This is a genomic window from Chryseomicrobium sp. FSL W7-1435, assembly GCF_038595005.1.
GTDB lineage: Bacteria > Bacillota > Bacilli > Bacillales_A > Planococcaceae > Chryseomicrobium.
The window spans coordinates 246,471-263,650 of record NZ_CP151997.1; the positions used below are offsets into that span (position 1 = coordinate 246,471).

Below are 17,180 nucleotides of genomic sequence, written 5' to 3' on the forward strand. Positions count from 1 at the left end.
TAAGATTCATCAGAACCAAAATTATACTTTTCCATCTCTAATTACAGCCTTAATCAAATTGGAAGTTAACCTTTGATTCGTATTAACTGCTTCTATAGCTCTCAAAGCAATTTGTTTATTGATTTTAAACTCTTCTAACGAAAGGCTCTTTTCTACTAAACGATATTCTTTTGAGTCTAAAGATAGTCTAGTCAAACATTTTCCCTCCAATTCAATAAAATGAATTTGCTTAATTTAAGTATACTTTATTATCTCATATTTTGTGCTTAAATGAACGTAAGTTGCAGCAGTATCTTCCACTTTCAAATTGGTATTTTTCTGACAAACCATCTAGAGTCTTTCCCCTCGAAGTCGAACTCGATAACGGAACATCCGTCAAAATGACTGCAAACGGAACGGTCCAAATAGCTACAAAAAATTAAATGGTTTTCAGGTTTCCTATGACTAAAAACCGATTTTCCCTGTGTTACGTAAGCTTTTACATTGACGTCACATTTCCTTTACATTCAGTTGATATCGTTGCCGTGTACCAAACAAAAGGAGGAAATGTGTATGAAAAAACAGCTTGTAACAGCCGCTTTGGTGGGAGGACTTGTCGTATCCGGGATCAGTGTCAATGTGACAATGGATCACGCAGAAGCACGGAATGATAACGCTCATAATGGGAAAGTCAAAAATGTAATTTATATGATTCCTGACGGCTACAGTGCCGCCTATGCAACGAACTACCGTTGGTTCAAAGGCGAAGACTCTTCTTTTGATCCGTATGTAAAAGGTCTAATCAAAACCTATTCAGCAGATACAGAAGTGACGGACTCAGCTGCTGCTGGGACGGCGATGGCAACAGGTGTAAAAACGAATAACGGGATGGTCGGTGTTACACCCGATGGCAAAGAAGTCGACTCTATCTTAGATGCGGCAGAAGCTGCGAAGAAATCTACAGGACTAGTTGCCACTTCTACAATCACACACGCGACGCCAGCTGTGTTCGGCGCAAGTGTCGCATCACGCGGCGATGAATCGTCGATTGCCCCGCAATATTTTGAGAACGATGTGGACGTGCTCCTCGGAGGAGGCCGTGACTACTTCGTTTCACTAGAAGAAGGTGGTAAACAACCTGCCGGAAACTTAGTGGAAGCTGCTCAGAATGATGGCTATGAGTATGTGACCTCTCGTGAAGAGTTACTAAAAGCGAAGAGTGGAAAACTACTCGGTTTATTTGCAGACGACGCAATGGCTCCTGAACTGGAGCGCGGTGAAACGCATCAGCCAAGTCTGGCCGAGATGACGGATGTCGCAATCCAAGCATTGAAAAAAGACAAAGACGGTTTCTTCTTAATGATAGAAGGCTCACAAATTGACTGGGCGGGTCATGCACATGATGCAGCTTGGGCGATGACAGACTCCCAAGCATTCGATGAAGCTGTTGCTGCTGCTCTTGAATTTGCGAAAAAAGATGGCAATACACTTGTCGTCGTTGCAGGGGATCATGAAACAGGCGGCATGTCCGTTGGTTCGAACAGTGTGTACGATGTAAAAACGGAAGTACTTCATGACGTTACAGCTACTGGTGACTTTATGGCTGCTCAGTTAAATGAAACGCGTAACAATGTGGAGGAAGTCGTAGAAGCGCACACAGGGTTTGATTTAACCGCTGAAGAAATTGAAGCCATTGCTTCTGCCGAAAATCCTGCACGTGCTATCAACACAGTTGTCAGCGACCGCGCGTTGATCGGCTGGACAACAGGTGCACACACCGGGACGGATCTTCCAATCTACGCATATGGCCCTCAATCTGACTTGTTCACAGGTCTTTTGGACAACACAGATATTCCAAAACATATGGCGAAAGCAATGAAAATAAAGTTCGGCAATTAAGTTTCGTACCTAGAGCAGCCTCACTTTTGTGGGGTTGTTTTTGTTTTAGTAGACAAACCAGATTTTGTGTTGTATACTAGGTTTAATAAGTTCATGAAGTACAACACATTTAATTCACCTATTACAAAAAGTATCTGTGTATTATTTCCGTACTTTTTGTAATACGTGAATTTTTTTATTGCAGAAAAATGATCTTATTAATAATTTATAATGGAGGTCATTTATATGACACAAGGTACAGTAAAATGGTTTAACGCAGAAAAAGGTTTCGGTTTCATCGAAGTTGAAGGCGGAGCAGACGTATTCGCTCACTTCTCAGCTATCCAAGGTGACGGATTCAAATCACTTGACGAAGGTCAAAAAGTTGAGTTCTCTATCGAAGACGGCCAACGTGGACCACAAGCTACAAACATCGTAAAACTTTAATTTTATGATACGAAAAGGCATCCCAGCTGGGGTGCCTTTTTTGTTTTTGTGTGTGATTTTCGGAATGTAAGGTACAAATGAGTTTCCATAATAGCAGGAATGTAAGAGTGGTGACCGCTAACGTCAGAATGGAAAAAGTTAACGTCAGAATGGAAGCCGCTAATGTCAGAATCAGCCGAGCTAATGTCAGAATCAAATCCAATTCCTCCGGCACCTGCCATCCCCCTCATAAAAAAATCTTCTCTTTTGATTGTTTTCTGATAAACTAGGACCCTATACACCGCAATAAGGCTGATATTAGGAGGATTCCATTAATGAGTCTAGCTACATACATCGGGACGAATCAAAAGATTCCTACTGAAGAGGAAAATCCGGATCATTATGATTCAGATTTCTGGATTGGACGCTGTTTTTCTGATGAAACTAATCAAGAAGCTGTCCTAAAAAATCAATTCTCTACAACTTATGCCTATGAAATTTCTTCCCATTGGGGAATTGAAATTTACGAGGGACAATCACTTGAAAACCAAGCTGAGTGTCTAATAAAGTTAAATAAATTGCTTAAGATTACGGAGTCTTATGTTTCATCAGGAGACTATTTTGAACTCTATAGCTGTTGGCTGGGTGAAGAATCCGAACGTCGGGAGAGTGAACTTTCCATCCGTATGACTGAATGTAAAGTAAGCGAAATTCGATTTGCTGAAAAAACTTTAGTTCGCTTCAATTATTAAACAATCTTAGCCCCTCTCATTATTGAGTGAGGCTATTTGCTAACCCACTACATCTCCTTTGGTGCAGTAATTCCCAAAAGACGCAATCCTTCCGCTAGAACAATCTGAACTGCTTTGACAACAGCAAGACGGTCCTGCTTATATTGGGAATCGTCGAGCATTCGCACAGCCCCATAATACTTATTAAACGTTCTCGCCAAATCAATTAAGTACTTTGCAATCTCCGACGGGTCATACTTTTCATAAGCGTGACGAATGACTTCCGGAAATTCTTCAAGGTTTTTTACAACAGGCCAAGCTTCCTCGTCCACAAACTGACTAGTACGTATCTGCTCTTCATAGTTCCCTTTTTTGAGAAGTGTCGAGGCACGAGCATGTGTGTATTGCACATAAGGACCTGTTTCTCCTTCCACTTTTAACATATCCTCTAATGAAAATTCGATGTCATTTCTTCGGAAAGTCTTCAAATCATGAAATAATACGGCTCCAACTCCTACTTGGCGAGCAACTTCTTGTTTATTCTCAAGCGATGGATTTTTAGCCATAATTGTCTGTTCCGCAAGAGTCATCGCTTCCTGCAATACTTCTTCAAGTAATACGACTCTTCCTTTACGCGTAGACATCTTTTTGCCGTTTTGAAGTATTTGTAGCCGTCAAGAGTACTGTATACTGTTTAAAACAGCTCGAAATATAAGGGGTTTACAAATGAACTTATACACTAAATTACTGAAAATCGACCGCCATGTGCGCATTCTTTCTGGCTGGAGTGCTTATCTCTACGCGCAATGGGAAGAAGCTTTCGCTAGTCATTTATCAGAAGCTGAGAAGAAAGATATTTACTTAAAGGACGTCGATTATTTCACTGGTTACTTATGGCATATCTTCAGTTTTCAAAAACACGATCATCTCTCTGGGCAAGAAGCCATTCAAGCGTTTGATTCCCAAGCAAAAACACGTTGCTTCGTCTTCTATCAGCACTCAACCGATGCCTACCTCATTGAGAATGCATCTGGTTTACATGTAAATGATTTGAAGGATGAAGAAGACATTTACATTGTAGATACTGACTTTACGTGGACTTTTGTGATCACTCATGAAACCGATTCTTGTGGTCCATACTTTGCAAAAGTGTGAACATTATTGAATGTTTTCCTATCTCCTATATATCTTCTCTGTTACGTTTCAAAGAAAACCCGATATGTGCGGCTATTTTCACGTATAATGGACATATTGACATATGTACGGGAACCAATCTGAAAATGATTCTATATATGACGAAAATAAGAATAAAAGAGGTAATTTCATGACAAAAACCAGCTTTACAGATTATCAACTCAGTGACGACATTCAACGTGCCCTAGCCATCCTCAAGTACGACACACCGACAGAAGTTCAACAGAAAGTTATTCCCCTCGCTTTGGAGAACCTTGACCTTGTTGTAAAATCACAGACCGGTAGTGGAAAGACAGCAGCATTTGGTATTCCAGTTACCGATCAATTAGAATGGGAAGAAAAAAAGCCACAAGTTTTAATTTTGACGCCTACACGTGAGCTAGCTGTACAGGTTCGGGAAGATATCACGAATATCGCTCGCTTCAAACGGGTAAAAGCAGTTTCTCTTTATGGAAAAGAGCCTTTTTCTAAACAAAAAGAAGAACTGAAACAAAAAACTCATGTTGTGGTGGGCACACCTGGACGCGTCATGGATCATATTGAACGCGGTACGCTTGATTTAGAAAAAATTAAGTATCTGATCATCGACGAAGCGGACGAAATGCTAAACCGTGGCTTCATTGATGAAGTGGAAGCGATCATTAAAGAAGTGCCTTCTAACCGTGTCACAATGGTGTTTTCAGCTACATTACCAAAAGATATTGAAAGTCTTTGTCACGCCTATATGAACGATCCAACGTATATTGAGATTGAGTCGACAGGTGTTACTGCTGACACTATCGAGCATTCACTTATCGAAGTAAAAGAAGAAGACAAGATTGCGCTTCTTAAAGACATTACAGTGGTTGAAAGCCCAAATAGCTGCCTAATTTTCTGTCGTACAAAAGAAAACGTGGATAGCGTTTATAGTGAATTGGAAGAAGCCGGTTACCCAGTGGAGAAACTTCACGGTGGTATTGTGCAAGAAGACCGTTTCGCTGTTATGGAAGGCTTCAAACTTGGGAACTTCCGTTATCTAGTAGCAACTGATGTGGCTGCACGAGGAATTGATATTGATAACGTCAACTTGGTAATCAATTATGATGTTCCACTTGAAAAAGAAAGCTATGTTCACCGTACAGGGCGTACAGGCCGTGCTGGAAATGATGGGACCGCTATCATGTTTGCAACGCCGCACGAAGGCAAATTTGTTCGTTCAATTGAACGTTATATTGGCTTTGAAATCCCTGTAAAAGAAGCGCCAAGTCGTTCTGACGTCACAAGTGCACGTCGTGATTTTGATGAAATGTTGAGCGGTCGCCGTGTCGTCCGAAACAACAAGACTGCGCGTATCAATCAAGACATCATGAAGCTTCATTTCAGTGGCGGGAAAAAGAAGAAGATTCGTGCCATCGATTTGGTCGGTACCATCTCCAACATTCCAGGCGTCACTGCTGAAGATATCGGCATCATCTCGATACAAGATCAGATGTCGTATGTGGACATTTTGAACGGTAAAGGTTCTCTTGTGCTGCAAGCTATGGAGACTACTCCGGTTAAAGGTAAGAAACTTAAAGTTAGCAAAGCCCTTAAATAATAGATTGTCCCCTTCACTTTTGTGAGGGGGATTTTTAAAATCCTCAATAAAAATAGCGTCTCAACACGAGACGCTTAATCGTATTCTTTTCCAAACTCCTCAAAATAGATGAGTTCCTTCATTTCTTGCCCGTCTTCATTCCAAGTAATAGTCATTTCCACAGGATCGTCTCGCTTAAGGTCACTAATTAATAGTTGTTTAGAAAAGTCATATTTTAGAATACCGTTAGAGGGAAGGCCATCAAAATCTTGCGACACTTGTCCTTTAGATCCAATGATTACAACAATAATGGGCTCATATTCAAGTTGCTCAGAATTGTTCCCGTTATATTCTGCTTTAAATGTAGCAATTCCTTGATTTTCAACTCCAGTTTCTTCAAGGTTTATCTCAAGGTCCGCTTCCCACTGCTCACCATATGCCTGATAGAGCAGCTTATCGTTTACATCTCCGCAACCCACTAATGTAAACGTGGTCAATATAAACCAGGCTAGTAGTTTTTTCAATACCTCACGCCTCTCTGATCGCTTTTTCTTTAGTATAAAACACCCCCATAAAATGTAAAATTAAAACCACCCCTTACATTTAGAGGGATTTTATTATGTGTTAATTTAGAAATCAACTAAGGGCCTTTTACTCCAAAGTCTCAATCTTTCGCAAAATCGTTTTCACAAAATCCGTTTTGTCTTTCGCATACCGATGTTTATCCGTCTCATGTGCCTTCGACAAACGAATCTTGAATCGTTCATAATCTTCTTTTGCATCCTCATTCTTTCTTAAATAGTCTCGAAAATTCAGTTGCTCAGTTAGATAGTGGTTCCCTCTTTCGTACATATGAATTTGATGGGTTCTTGGCTCGCCTTTACTAAAATAATGACGGTCAGGAAGTATGTCTGTCCCTTTGTAGTCATATCCCATTTCTTCAAGGGCCGTTACACACATTTCTCCGAGCTCAAAACGGTCTACTTCAATAGCGATATCAAGTATTGGTTTAGCACTTAACCCTTGAACGGCGGTACTCCCTATATGATGTACGGCTAGTATGTAATCCCCGATTTTAGTTTCTATTAGGCTTTTCTCAGCTTCAAATTCTTGCACCCATCTATGTGACCAAGGCACTAAAAATACTTCTCCTTTTGGTAAGCCTAACATTTAGAATCCCTCTTCCTTTTCGTCTGGAAATTTTTGTGTACACTCAACTTACCATAGTACGAATAAATCCCGCCACCTTCCATAGGCAGCGGGATCTCATTTACTCTTCTTCTGTCATAACCTCAACCAAAATCCCCGTCGACAATACAATCACGACGAATAAACCGAGTAGTCCTAAAACCATTGTCCTCAACTCCTTACCATGTAATAAATCCTTTGGAGCCCGGTGGTGCATGTTGGATCATCTGGAAAATTGGAATAGCGTACGCAATAATGATCAACGCAAACGCGATACCGATCCATAATAGCCAGTTTTCTAAGAACTTAGGAGTCGCCGCTTTATCACTTTCCGCTAATGGGAACTCCACAAACTCATGCGCTTCCACAGCTTTTGGTGACAAGAACGCACTCATGATGACGATGTACATCAACAACATGGCAGACAGGAACAAAATACTTCCGCCAATCGCCATTGTGACGTGGTTCGATAAGATTCCATCAAACCATTCAAGTGCTGCTGGGTGGTCATTGTACCCTGTGTATGCCGTACGACGGGGTGCTCCGAGAAGGCCTAGCAAATGCTGCGCTGTACTCATTAACAGCATCCCGACTGTCCATAACCCAATTTGGATAAAGCCGAGTCTCTCCATCGTCTTCGAGAACTTCCGCCCTGTTAAATACGGAATCATCCAGAACGTGATACCCATGAACGTCATCGCAACTGGTGTACCCACCGTGATGTGGAAGTGACCAACAACCCAAAGCGTGTTATGGACGATTTCATTTAACTGGAAACTTGCATTGATAATTCCCCCAGCGCCTCCAGGAATGAAGAACGCCATGGCGATGAATAGAGATGTGAAACGAAGGTCGTTCCAAGGTAGTTTTGTAAACCAGCCGAACAACCCTTTGCCACCATTCTTGCGGCCTGCTCGCTCAAAGTTGGCAAACATCGAGAACGCCGTCATCAGTGACGGAATGATAACCATGAATGTCAAAACGACTTGGAAGAACTTCCAGAAGTTTTCAATTCCCGGCTCCATCAATTGGTGGTGGAAACCGACCGGAATCGAGAACAAGATGAACAATACAAACGATAAACGGGCTAGTGAATCACTGAAGACGGGGACGCCCAAAATCTTTGGAACCACTACATACCATGCCATGTACGCCGGTAGTAGCCAGAAGTACACAAGTGGGTGACCGAAATACCAGAACAATGTCCGGCTCAGTTCAACGTTGATTGTGTCAACCCAACCGAACGCCCACGGGATGTATTGGAACAACACCGTTGCGACAACACCCAGACACGCGATTGCCCACAAGATGACTGTAGAAACGGTCATGAAGGCAAACAAGGGGCTTAACTCACCTTTGTGTTCCTTGCGCCAGCGGACATAATGGCCAATAAGTGCAAAGCCCATCACAAGCGACCCGACAACAAATAGTGCTAAACCAATGTAATACCAGCCGCTCGCCATCATCGGCGCATAGAATGTATAAAGCACCGACGCTTTTCCGCTAATGATCATGACGGTCGCGAGCACTGTTCCGGCAAGCATCGTGAGGAATCCAATCCAGTTCCACAGCAACACTTTCGGTCCGAATGCGCCGAGACTTTTACTCATGCCGGTAATAAAGAAAGCAAAGATGAAAAATGTCGTAAAGATAAGTGCGAGAAGAACTCCGTGTGCGGTCAAGATTTGATAGTAATCCAGCCATGCCGGAAGTTGAAGCTTGTCATTACGAATAAAGACCTGTAGTAATCCTGCAAGTGTTCCAATTAAAAAGGCAGCGTATGCCACACCGATGTTCCAAAGGGCGAGTTTGCGTTCTCCTGATGCGATCATTGTTCAGTCACCTCAATTTCTGTGAACATGAAGTGGTGGCCAGCCCCACAGTATTCGTTACAGACAATTAAATAGTTTCCTGGCTCATCGAATGTGTACGATTTGGTCGTCACTTGACCCGGTACGACCATCATGTTCACTTTTGTATCATCGATGGTGAAACTATGCACCACGTCTGTGCTTGTTACTTTAAAGATGATTTCTTTTCCTACAGGGACTTTCAATTCTGGTCCCTCATAGCCGAATGCCATGGCAATGATGGCAACTTGGTACGTATCATCATCAAGTTGCGTCACACCTGGATTATCGAACGGTGCCGTCTCCTTCACTTTCTCCGGATCGATGTGCTCGATTCCTCCAGCAGGGGTGTGGTGATTATCTGTAAAGGCGCTCACTCCGACGACGGTCAAAAATACTACTAAACAGGTGACACCAAAAACTAACCATATTTTTTCATACTTATGAAGATGCATGTTCGTTCTCCTTTCTGTCTATAGCGACAAGTACATTAAATAAACGGCGACCCACATCGCCACGATGACAAAGCCGACGAAAAATACGCTGATCAATGTGCCTTTTAGGTTCTCTTCTTCGTGTTGTTTTTTGTTTGCCACGACACTCACCTCTCCTATTTCGTTTGTGACTTAAGCGTAAAGCAATCTCTGACCGGCAACTGTGACATAAATCACACCTGTGACAATAATCTATGCGAAATGTGAAATTACTTCATACTTTTGTCAAACTTTGTCTGTCATAACAAAAAACCACCTCCGAAATTCGGAAGTGGTCATAAATTATGCATTCACTTAATCAACGCGGCAAAGCGACAACGGACAGTTCTCGCATTGGATTTCAGTTTTCAAATAGTCGAGATCACGAACAAGAATTTTTCCATCACACGTCGAAATCACTTGTTGCTTCTTCAACTCCGACAACATCCGGTTCGTGACTTCGCGCGCCATGCCACAGAAATTCGCCAGATCTTGATTGGTCAGCTGCACGTCAATCAACACACCCTCAGACTTTTGCACGCCGTAACTGTTCGACAGCCGAATCAGCGTCGAGTAAAGCGCTCCCTTCTTGCCGTTCAACAACAAGTCTCGGAAGCGAGTCTGTGTCTTCTGCTGATTCAAACACATCCATTTCATAAACGCCGCAGCGAGTCGCGCATTCTTTTGAAGTTCCGCTTCTAATTCTTGAAGTGGGAACAAGTAACATTCGGCGTCCTCTTTCACCTTCGCATCCAGCATATAGAATGCATCGGGAGAATAGAGATACACCTCACCGAGCAACTGTCCCGCTCCGCAAATGCGAAGCGTAAGCTCCCGGCCATCTGAACTCATTTTATTGAGCTGTACTTTTCCTTTGGTGAGAAAGAACAGATGTTGAATTTTATCGCCTTCTTGGAATAAGTAACTGTCTTTTTCGAAGCTTTTGACATGATGCGGCAGCGTCAATAATTCTTTCAAGTCATTTGAAAGGAGCTCGTTTTCTACATACATGTCGCTTCACTTCCTATACTAGTAGTTGTATTCCATTTTATATCCAACACTGAGTATTAGCTATGTTTTCTTTAATTAATGAATGCTCGCTACCTACAAGTCTGCTTCTGGAATGAGTTTAAACCCTTCAATCATCGTGTCCTCTTCCACTTCAAGCAATAGACACATTTTGCCTTTGTAATTCACTTGCTTCACATATCTCAAATCTTGCGGACTGATTTTTATTTCTGCGACCTTGGTGTTGATCTTGATAGATTTGGAAGCGTAATTGGGAAGGACATGACTTGCTTTGAGTTCATAGTTTCTGTCCTCTACCACTTGCTGAAAAGCTCTTTCGACTTGTTCGAGACTCACATCTTTGGCACCGCCCGCTTTTAGTACACGTGTCACTTCAACCGTATCTAGAGTAGGTGGCGTGTCCTCTTCGTCATCTTTGTCTTCTTCTACACTAAGCATTTCATGGATTTCATCATAGACTCCCGCAAGCGTCCGTGAATTCACTTTTTCACCGATTACGGCTCTGACGATTTCTTCAAATACGACTTTGTCTTCTTCGGCAGTCATGATTTCATGGCCGTTCAAAACGTTTTCGATAAATTGAAAATCTGGTTTATTCACTTTACCGGCTGCATACAAGACGTGATGGATGTCAGCAGCATTGTCTGTGATACTTGGGAACAAAAATCCACCAATTGGCGACGCTAACTTAATGACCGGGTCAACAAGCAGATTAGATTTAAACTCTTTCTCCACAAAATCAAACACGAGCGAACGTTTTGGCAATTCGGTTTGATTCATGCTACAGAGGACAAACGGTGTCGTGTATACGTTGTCTCGTGTATGAGTTTCTGTTTCATCCGGTTGACGTTTTGTTGTTTTGTAATACGTACCGCGAATAAATGTGACCACCGTGTCTTTCTCGAATTGTTTGTCTTCCACCATTTTCAGTGCAATGCGTTGCATAGCTGTTTTCCATTCATCCGCAGGTTCTGCTTGAAGCCCTTCATAGAGAAGGCGTTGCGCATGGTCTTCTTGTTCCTCTTGTTGTGGCTGAAACTTCACCTCAAAGAGTTTGGCATCGAGCTTTCCACCCAATACTTTTTTAAAATTCTCCAGGAATAGTTCTTGTTGCTCGCGCTCTAATAGTGAAAATGCGCTACTCTCTTCATGAAAGATCTCGCTAGTCTCTTGCTGAATGTAAACATTATAAATCTCAGCGATATTCATTAAATCGGTATCTAACTTAAATCGCTTGCGGATATCCGCTATGTCTTTTTGATTCATCTATAATTCCAACTCTCTAATTAGTAAAGATACTTTTTAAGTATACCATCTGCTCCTTACACCACACGAATCACTAGTTACAGGAAGGGAGTTTAAGTAGTTATAGCGAATATAGTAAAGGATGACAAAAAATGAAGACGTGAAAGGTTGCGAAAAAGTGAATTCAAGACAAGCATTTTTAGACGAATTTAATAGCCAAATGCAAGAACTTTACACACCAACATCGGAAGCTGGGTGGATGGCTCAAACGACTGGCGAAGCCGAATGGGCAGAGAAAGCTGGAGAAGCAGAGACCCAGTTCAATCTGCTGTTTTCTTCAAAAGAAAAGTATGAACAGGCCCTACAATTATTAGAGTCAGGCAGTGGAACGGATATTGAAAAACGCCAACTGCAGCTACTTGTAAACGAAATGAAGAGCAATCAGCTTCCGGAAGAAATGATTGCAGATCTTGCAAAGCGTGGTTCAGAACTGAACTACTTGTTTAATACTTACACACCGAAAGTAGACGGCAAACCGTATTCTGCGAACGATATTCGCGAAGTGCTATTGACGAGTACGGATCTCGAACTGCGCAAGAAAGTATGGCTTGCGAGCAAAGAAGTCGGCGGCGTTGTGGAAAAAGGTCTTCTGGAGCTTGTGAAGAAGCGCAATGAAGCGGCTCGTTTACTTGGTTACGACAATCACCATCAGATGAGCTTTGAGCTACAAGAACTGGACCGTGACGAGATTTTCTCTATCTTTAACGACCTCATCGAGCAATCAGATGCTGCGTACCGAAAGATGAAAACGGACCTCGACGCGCGTCTAGCGAAAAAGTTCGGCATCACAGCTGAGGAGATTCGTCCGTGGCATTACGTAGACCCCTTCTTCCAGGAAGCGCCTGCATCAGATGCGACGAATTTGGATACGTACTATAAAGGACAAGATATTTTGCAACTGACGACTGACACGTTCAATTCAATGGGGATCAAGATTGATGATTTATATGCAAAGAGCGACCTGTTTCCGCGCGACAAAAAGAATCCGACTGCATTTTGTATGGATGTCGACCGCGCTGGCGACACGCGCGTGTTGTGCAACTTGACGGAAGATGCGTACTGGATGGAAACGAACTTGCACGAGTTTGGCCACGCCGCTTATTTTAAATACGTCGACAGTGACCTACCCTTCACGCTTCGCACGAACAGTCATACTCTGACGACAGAAGCGATTGCGATGTTGTTCGGAAAGATGGGGAAAGACCCGCGTTGGTTGAAGCGTTTCTTGAAATTGGATGAAAAGACTGTAGACGGCCTTGAGGGAGAACTTGCGGAGTACCAACAGCTTCAAATGTTGATCATGGTGCGCTGGATAATCACATTTGTCTTCTTTGAGAAAGAACTATACGAGAACCCAGACCAAGATTTGAATGCGTTGTGGTGGAAGATTGTGAGTGACATCCAGTTGGTTACGCCACCTGAAGATACTTCAAACCCGGACTGGGCAGCGAAAATTCACTTCACATTGGCTCCTGTCTACTATCAGAACTACCTACTAGGCGAACTGATGGCGGCACAGCTTCAGCGCCATATCGAGACGAAGATTTCACCGGAATTCTTCACAAAAGAAGCGGGCGACATGCTCCTCAACGAATTCTTCAAACCGGCAGCACTTTACGACTGGAATGAAAAAATCGAGCGTATCACGGGCGAGAAGCTCAACCCTGCCCATTTTGTGGCGTTGTATTGTAAGAAGTAAGAGTAAACGAAACCAGCTGGCTCCTTTTGAGGAACCAGCTGGTTTTAGTTTTATTGTTTTAATACTAGTTACATCTTCTTATTAATTGCCTGTTTATTTCTTCGCTTTGCCACAACTATGTTAACCAATACTACAACGAATACAATGACATTGAAAGCTGTTGTGAATTGTTCATTCTCTACAATAAGATTTACTAGTGTCACTGCAATCAATAGCACTAGATGGATATTCATTTGGTTATTATTTGTATTCATAAGTATTCTCCTTATCTAACTATGGTATACATGTATACCTGTAAACGTTTATAGTAAAGCTTCTAACTGATCACTTACTTCTTGGATGGATACATGTGTAGTGTCTATGGTGACATCTGAACTTTTTTCTAATAATGGCAAGACAGCAGCGTGATTGTCGAGGATTTCCTGTCTCTGTTCAGGCGTTTTTCCGTATTGATTTGTGGTTCGATTCTCAATTCTTTCAAACATTGTAGAAAGATCCGCTTTCAATAACACCACCATATCAAAGTCTTTATAGAACTGTCCTTGATTGTCGCAGCACCCTGAAATAAAGAGATGTTCCTCACCTACACTTTTCAAAAGATGCTCCATCTTTTCCTCATTTAAGTAATGAGCTATTCCTTCTTCTAAAGCCACGTTTCTCACATAGCCTCCATAATCCGTGTCAATTGTTCTGTAGCCTCTGCGATTCAATTCATCCAATGCGCTTGTTGTTCCTACTCCAGATAAACCGGTTATGTAGATGATTGTCATGGGGACCTCCTAGTTATTTTCGTATTTCACCATTTTACTGTCTAGCGATTTCAGCATATTTACCCCTGCAACCTGAAAACCAAGTTCTTCGTAAAGCTTTCGCGCCCCTGTACTGCTGCCAAACACATGAAGTTTAAAGTAAGTGATTTCTTTTTGGTTAAGTAGATGCTCTATCTGACTCATAACTTCTGTACCGACACCCTTTCCACGGTACGCTTCCAATAAATAGATTTCGTACAGAAACGCACTCTTCTTCTATTTTTAACCACACATAACCTGCTAATTCCTCATCTACTTGAACAGTAAATAGCCAGTGGCGAGGAGTTGTGAGACCTTGTGGAAGTAAATTGCTCAGCTGCTTTTTTGCTTGTACAGCAGGAGATTCTCCAATTTCATGTGGGTTTTCGGATAGAATTTCTGTATAGCGCTTAAATTTATCTTGGAAATAGACTTCAAACTCTTGTATTGTCATTTCTCTTAGTTCGATCATATGTAACCTGCTTTCTTGTGGAAAGATAGTTTACTTAAATCATCCGCTCTTTATTAACCACGAATTCTGGCTGAGTTACATAATCCATGTAAGTGATGTCGCCTTTAAATTTCAAGTAAGCTTGGTATCTTTCACGAATCGCAGGAGCAGTAATAAACTCTAAAACTTCCTCTTTATTTATCCATGCCACTTCTGAAGTCTCAACAGATGTAGTTAAGTCTCCTCCAATAGGTTTGCAGATGTAATCAAGCATCAACTTAGTGGGCACATCCGTAACACCGTCATACCATTTATAAACTCCTGTATTTGAATAGACTCCGATTAAGTTTATGATTTCAATATCGATTCCACTTTCCTCCTGCACTTCTCTCACGAGTGCATCAAGCAAATTCTCTCCAATTTCTACTTGTCCACCAGGAAAAACCCATCCCCCATGTTGTGTTTTCACTAACAGAATATTATTATTGTCATCTTCTACAATCCCACCAACTGCGACTATGTGTGTCGGCATTTTCATTATGCTAACCCCCTGTTTCTATTTCTAGCTCCCATCAAAAACCATCCACCATTTTATTTGTGTTTTATCTTCACTTCAAACGTCTCTCCGTCCAATTCCAGCGTCACTTTTTTCGCATCATTTAAAAACTCCGTGCACTGAATGGTGAGTGTGGAGTTCGTCCATTCCTCAAACGATATATAGTCCATCTCAATAGGGCTCTTTAAAGGCTGATTCGTTGTTAAATCTGGCTCCAATCTCACAATCGAATAATAATCCGCAGCTACAAATTCCCCTGAAGGAGTTACTGTAAGTACTTGAAACTGGGGCTCTGCTTCGTAAGCCAATAACTCCCCGTCTGATGAGCTGAGTTTATATAGAAAATCTGAGGTTAGGACAAGGATGCAGTTATATTTTTCAGATACTGCCACACCACGAGGACTGCCCCTAAAGTTCCCACACCACTCTCTGTATGCGTCCGTCGTGAACTTAACCCAGGTCCATTCGGATGAGCTCCAAGGAGTTGAAATGTCATAGATTTTCTCATGATAGTCATTAGAGTTTGGCTCATCAATTAGTTTTGCATCTATAATCACCTTCGTCATCCCCCCTTACACCCTTCACTCTTAAGACCTAAATATTGGTACTATGAGTATATCAATCAACTATACTTTTGTTTCACCCACCTCAAAATATTCTCTTCCGTTTTGACACACCGAGGAAAACAACTCGTCTAATTAGCAACGATACACAAAGGAGGATCAAAGCTACATGAACAGCGACCAACAAACCATCTCCGACTGGTTCTATCTCTATAATCAAGACATCTACAACTTTCTTGTCTACTACACCGGCACGCGCGACGTCGAAGATTTAGTCCAGGATGTATTCATTAAAGCCGGAAAAGGCTTGGCGACTTATCGTAACCAATCGAGCCCTAAGACCTGGCTGATGAGTATTGCACGCAATATCGCTATCGATCACGCACGAAAACGACAAACAAAAGTCAGCCTGACCGCACTACCTTGGCAAGACGTGACTTTCAATCAGTCCTTAAACGATTCGCCAGAACAACGTTTACTCGATAACGAAGACAAACTGGCACTTTATCACGTCATCAACCAACAAAAAAAGAAATTTCGAGACGTGTTGCTACTACGTGGAATCCAAGGACTCTCGGTCAGCGAAACGGCCATAATCTTAGGCTGCAAAGAGACCGCCGTCCGCACAAATTTCCACCGTGCCATTAAAGCGTTACGATCCGAACCCAACTGGAGGGAATTGTATGAACGATAATCACATCACACCTGATAGCGAACTGAACACATTCCCGGCGCACCGCATGACAGAAGAAACTCAACACCGCCTTCACCAAAATATTATGAAAGCACTTGAAGAACCTGTTGCTCCACCAAAGCGAAGCCGTACGAATTGGTCTAAGGCGCGTACAAGTCTCGTTGCAATCGCTGCTCTTTTTATCCTGACGATTCTTTCGATTAATCTGCTCAACACACCATCGAATACAGCAGTGGAAGAGCCAGTTCTTCCTGCCGAACAACCGGGTGACCTCGTTCCAAGTACTGCGCCAGAAGAACAACCGGAAGAAACACCGTTTGATCCTGCTGCACTTGAACAACAAGCGCACGAGATTCTGGAAGCTTTGAATAACCGAGATATGGAGATACTCGCGAGCAACGTTCACTCGCAAAAAGGAATCCAGTTCTCACCTTATTACTCTGTATCAGACTCGACAGTTACATTCCAGCAAAACGAGGTCTCCGTTCTTCTCTCCGACTCCGAAACGTATCTTTGGGGCTACGGGGAAGCAAACACGGAGATTCGCTTGACGCCTGCTGGTTACTTTGAAGAATATCTTCAAGTCGAGCGCTTTTTTGAAGCAGATGAAGTCTTTGTAGATGCACCGAATACAGAACTCGACCCTTCCAACTACTTAAAGAGCGTTTTTCCGGACGCGAAAATCGTTGAGTTTTACCATGCAGGAACGGAACAATATAGTGGTCTTGATTACCGAAGCTTGAACCTGGTGTTTGAGCAAGATAATGCAACTAGTGATTGGAAATTAGTCGCTATAATCGACAACTTATTCACGCCATAAG

Annotated in this window: 22 protein-coding genes and 1 pseudogene; 8 read left to right on the top strand and 15 right to left on the bottom strand. The window is 42.3% G+C overall.

The genetic code is table 11. The features are described from left to right. Nucleotides 1–21: 21 nt before the first annotated feature. Nucleotides 22–195: a hypothetical protein gene (locus MKY84_RS01350; protein WP_342527258.1), complete on the bottom strand. Its 174-nt coding sequence runs from the start codon at nt 193–195 to the stop codon at nt 22–24. Between the two features lie 357 nt (nt 196–552). Between MKY84_RS01350 and MKY84_RS01355 the strand changes: the two genes are divergently transcribed. The 3 genes from MKY84_RS01355 to MKY84_RS01365 all read left to right on the top strand — a co-directional run bounded on the left by MKY84_RS01355 (nt 553) and on the right by MKY84_RS01365 (nt 3,035). Next, the gene (locus tag MKY84_RS01355; RefSeq protein WP_342527259.1) at nt 553–1,878 is read left to right on the top strand and encodes an alkaline phosphatase; all 1,326 of its coding nucleotides are present in this window, start codon (nt 553–555) and stop codon (nt 1,876–1,878) included. 225 nt (nt 1,879–2,103) lie between these two features. Further along, entirely contained in the window at nt 2,104–2,304 is a 201-nt protein-coding gene (locus tag MKY84_RS01360; RefSeq protein ID WP_342527261.1) for a cold-shock protein, read from the top strand. Nucleotides 2,305–2,618: 314 nt separating this feature from the next. After that, nucleotides 2,619–3,035: a hypothetical protein gene (locus MKY84_RS01365; protein ID WP_342527263.1), complete on the top strand. Its 417-nt coding sequence runs from the start codon at nt 2,619–2,621 to the stop codon at nt 3,033–3,035. A gap of 47 nt (nt 3,036–3,082) precedes the next feature. Here the strand turns inward: MKY84_RS01365 and argS are convergent. Next, nucleotides 3,083–3,679: pseudogene (gene argS / locus MKY84_RS01370) on the bottom strand (arginine--tRNA ligase); the annotation flags it as partial. 61 nt (nt 3,680–3,740) lie between these two features. Between argS and MKY84_RS01375 the strand changes: the two are divergent. Together MKY84_RS01375 and MKY84_RS01380 are read left to right on the top strand one after the other, a co-directional pair. Beyond that, nucleotides 3,741–4,169 carry a DUF4275 family protein gene (locus tag MKY84_RS01375; RefSeq protein WP_342527265.1) on the top strand — a complete coding sequence of 143 codons (429 nt, stop codon included), beginning with the start codon at nt 3,741–3,743 and terminating at the stop codon, nt 4,167–4,169. Nucleotides 4,170–4,338: 169 nt separating this feature from the next. Further along, entirely contained in the window at nt 4,339–5,784 is a 1,446-nt protein-coding gene (locus MKY84_RS01380) for a DEAD/DEAH box helicase (RefSeq protein ID WP_342527266.1), read from the top strand. 74 nt (nt 5,785–5,858) lie between these two features. Here MKY84_RS01380 and MKY84_RS01385 read toward each other — a convergent pair whose 3' ends face one another. The 7 genes from MKY84_RS01385 to MKY84_RS01415 all read right to left on the bottom strand — a co-directional run bounded on the left by MKY84_RS01385 (nt 5,859) and on the right by MKY84_RS01415 (nt 11,569). Then, the gene (locus MKY84_RS01385; protein ID WP_342527269.1) at nt 5,859–6,287 is read right to left on the bottom strand and encodes a hypothetical protein; all 429 of its coding nucleotides are present in this window, start codon (nt 6,285–6,287) and stop codon (nt 5,859–5,861) included. Between the two features lie 127 nt (nt 6,288–6,414). Then, nucleotides 6,415–6,933 (bottom strand): GrpB family protein, encoded by a 519-nt coding sequence (locus tag MKY84_RS01390; protein WP_342527271.1) that lies wholly within the window; start codon nt 6,931–6,933, stop codon nt 6,415–6,417. 197 nt (nt 6,934–7,130) lie between these two features. Then, nucleotides 7,131–8,783: a b(o/a)3-type cytochrome-c oxidase subunit 1 gene (locus MKY84_RS01395; RefSeq protein ID WP_342527272.1), complete on the bottom strand. Its 1,653-nt coding sequence runs from the start codon at nt 8,781–8,783 to the stop codon at nt 7,131–7,133. Further along, entirely contained in the window at nt 8,780–9,256 is a 477-nt protein-coding gene (locus MKY84_RS01400) for a cytochrome c oxidase subunit II (protein ID WP_342527273.1), read from the bottom strand. Before MKY84_RS01400 ends, MKY84_RS01395 begins: the two co-directional genes overlap by 4 nt. 18 nt (nt 9,257–9,274) lie before the next feature. Then, nucleotides 9,275–9,397, bottom strand: coding sequence for a cytochrome C oxidase subunit II (locus MKY84_RS01405; RefSeq protein WP_342527274.1), 123 nt, complete (start codon nt 9,395–9,397; stop codon nt 9,275–9,277). A 192-nt stretch (nt 9,398–9,589) separates the two neighbouring features. Beyond that, a complete protein-coding gene (locus tag MKY84_RS01410; RefSeq protein ID WP_342527275.1) occupies nt 9,590–10,285 on the bottom strand; it encodes a Crp/Fnr family transcriptional regulator in 696 nt (231 codons plus the stop codon). A gap of 93 nt (nt 10,286–10,378) precedes the next feature. Then, nucleotides 10,379–11,569, bottom strand: a complete 1,191-nt coding sequence (locus MKY84_RS01415; RefSeq protein ID WP_342527276.1) for a DUF4317 domain-containing protein — start codon at nt 11,567–11,569, stop codon at nt 10,379–10,381. 121 nt (nt 11,570–11,690) lie between these two features. Here MKY84_RS01415 and MKY84_RS01420 point away from each other — a divergent pair, with 121 nt between their 5' ends. Next, nucleotides 11,691–13,307, top strand: a complete 1,617-nt coding sequence (locus MKY84_RS01420; protein WP_342527277.1) for a M2 family metallopeptidase — start codon at nt 11,691–11,693, stop codon at nt 13,305–13,307. 68 nt (nt 13,308–13,375) lie between these two features. Here the strand turns inward: MKY84_RS01420 and MKY84_RS01425 are convergent, their stop codons facing one another. The 6 genes from MKY84_RS01425 to MKY84_RS01450 form a co-directional block, all read right to left on the bottom strand. Beyond that, nucleotides 13,376–13,540, bottom strand: a complete 165-nt coding sequence (locus tag MKY84_RS01425; RefSeq protein ID WP_342527278.1) for a hypothetical protein — start codon at nt 13,538–13,540, stop codon at nt 13,376–13,378. Between the two features lie 69 nt (nt 13,541–13,609). Then, nucleotides 13,610–14,077 carry an AAA family ATPase gene (locus MKY84_RS01430; RefSeq protein WP_342527280.1) on the bottom strand — a complete coding sequence of 156 codons (468 nt, stop codon included), beginning with the start codon at nt 14,075–14,077 and terminating at the stop codon, nt 13,610–13,612. Between the two features lie 9 nt (nt 14,078–14,086). Further along, nucleotides 14,087–14,299, bottom strand: coding sequence for a GNAT family N-acetyltransferase (locus MKY84_RS01435; protein ID WP_342527282.1), 213 nt, complete (start codon nt 14,297–14,299; stop codon nt 14,087–14,089). Further along, entirely contained in the window at nt 14,235–14,567 is a 333-nt protein-coding gene (locus MKY84_RS01440) for a hypothetical protein (RefSeq protein ID WP_342527284.1), read from the bottom strand. The genes MKY84_RS01435 and MKY84_RS01440 overlap by 65 nt, the downstream gene beginning before the upstream one ends. Before the next feature lie 34 nt (nt 14,568–14,601). Beyond that, a complete protein-coding gene (locus tag MKY84_RS01445; protein ID WP_342527285.1) occupies nt 14,602–15,084 on the bottom strand; it encodes an NUDIX hydrolase in 483 nt (160 codons plus the stop codon). A 53-nt stretch (nt 15,085–15,137) separates the two neighbouring features. Further along, complete coding sequence (locus tag MKY84_RS01450) at nt 15,138–15,668, bottom strand: hypothetical protein (RefSeq protein WP_342527287.1); 531 nt, start codon at nt 15,666–15,668, stop codon at nt 15,138–15,140. A gap of 166 nt (nt 15,669–15,834) precedes the next feature. Here MKY84_RS01450 and MKY84_RS01455 point away from each other — a divergent pair, with 166 nt between their 5' ends. Together MKY84_RS01455 and MKY84_RS01460 are read left to right on the top strand one after the other, a co-directional pair. Continuing rightward, nucleotides 15,835–16,359, top strand: coding sequence for an RNA polymerase sigma factor (locus MKY84_RS01455; RefSeq protein WP_342527288.1), 525 nt, complete (start codon nt 15,835–15,837; stop codon nt 16,357–16,359). Continuing rightward, nucleotides 16,349–17,179 (top strand): hypothetical protein, encoded by an 831-nt coding sequence (locus MKY84_RS01460; RefSeq protein WP_342527289.1) that lies wholly within the window; start codon nt 16,349–16,351, stop codon nt 17,177–17,179. The genes MKY84_RS01455 and MKY84_RS01460 overlap by 11 nt, the downstream gene beginning before the upstream one ends. Nucleotide 17,180: the final 1 nt, after the last annotated feature.

What these genes read in the sequence shown, in the direction of transcription:
- MKY84_RS01355 (WP_342527259.1), top strand. Translation starts at nt 553, where the DNA reads ATGAAAAAACAGCTTGTAACAGCCGCTTTGGTGGGAGGACTTGTCGTA.
- MKY84_RS01360 (WP_342527261.1), top strand. Translation starts at nt 2,104, where the DNA reads ATGACACAAGGTACAGTAAAATGGTTTAACGCAGAAAAAGGTTTCGGT.
- MKY84_RS01365 (WP_342527263.1), top strand. Translation starts at nt 2,619, where the DNA reads ATGAGTCTAGCTACATACATCGGGACGAATCAAAAGATTCCTACTGAA.
- MKY84_RS01375 (WP_342527265.1), top strand. Translation starts at nt 3,741, where the DNA reads ATGAACTTATACACTAAATTACTGAAAATCGACCGCCATGTGCGCATT.
- MKY84_RS01380 (WP_342527266.1), top strand. Translation starts at nt 4,339, where the DNA reads ATGACAAAAACCAGCTTTACAGATTATCAACTCAGTGACGACATTCAA.
- MKY84_RS01390 (WP_342527271.1), bottom strand. Translation starts at nt 6,933, where the DNA reads ATGTTAGGCTTACCAAAAGGAGAAGTATTTTTAGTGCCTTGGTCACAT.
- MKY84_RS01395 (WP_342527272.1), bottom strand. Translation starts at nt 8,783, where the DNA reads ATGATCGCATCAGGAGAACGCAAACTCGCCCTTTGGAACATCGGTGTG.
- MKY84_RS01400 (WP_342527273.1), bottom strand. Translation starts at nt 9,256, where the DNA reads ATGCATCTTCATAAGTATGAAAAAATATGGTTAGTTTTTGGTGTCACC.
- MKY84_RS01410 (WP_342527275.1), bottom strand. Translation starts at nt 10,285, where the DNA reads ATGTATGTAGAAAACGAGCTCCTTTCAAATGACTTGAAAGAATTATTG.
- MKY84_RS01415 (WP_342527276.1), bottom strand. Translation starts at nt 11,569, where the DNA reads ATGAATCAAAAAGACATAGCGGATATCCGCAAGCGATTTAAGTTAGAT.
- MKY84_RS01420 (WP_342527277.1), top strand. Translation starts at nt 11,691, where the DNA reads ATGACAAAAAATGAAGACGTGAAAGGTTGCGAAAAAGTGAATTCAAGA.
- MKY84_RS01425 (WP_342527278.1), bottom strand. Translation starts at nt 13,540, where the DNA reads ATGAATATCCATCTAGTGCTATTGATTGCAGTGACACTAGTAAATCTT.
- MKY84_RS01430 (WP_342527280.1), bottom strand. Translation starts at nt 14,077, where the DNA reads ATGACAATCATCTACATAACCGGTTTATCTGGAGTAGGAACAACAAGC.
- MKY84_RS01440 (WP_342527284.1), bottom strand. Translation starts at nt 14,567, where the DNA reads ATGATCGAACTAAGAGAAATGACAATACAAGAGTTTGAAGTCTATTTC.
- MKY84_RS01445 (WP_342527285.1), bottom strand. Translation starts at nt 15,084, where the DNA reads ATGAAAATGCCGACACACATAGTCGCAGTTGGTGGGATTGTAGAAGAT.
- MKY84_RS01450 (WP_342527287.1), bottom strand. Translation starts at nt 15,668, where the DNA reads ATGACGAAGGTGATTATAGATGCAAAACTAATTGATGAGCCAAACTCT.
- MKY84_RS01455 (WP_342527288.1), top strand. Translation starts at nt 15,835, where the DNA reads ATGAACAGCGACCAACAAACCATCTCCGACTGGTTCTATCTCTATAAT.
- MKY84_RS01460 (WP_342527289.1), top strand. Translation starts at nt 16,349, where the DNA reads ATGAACGATAATCACATCACACCTGATAGCGAACTGAACACATTCCCG.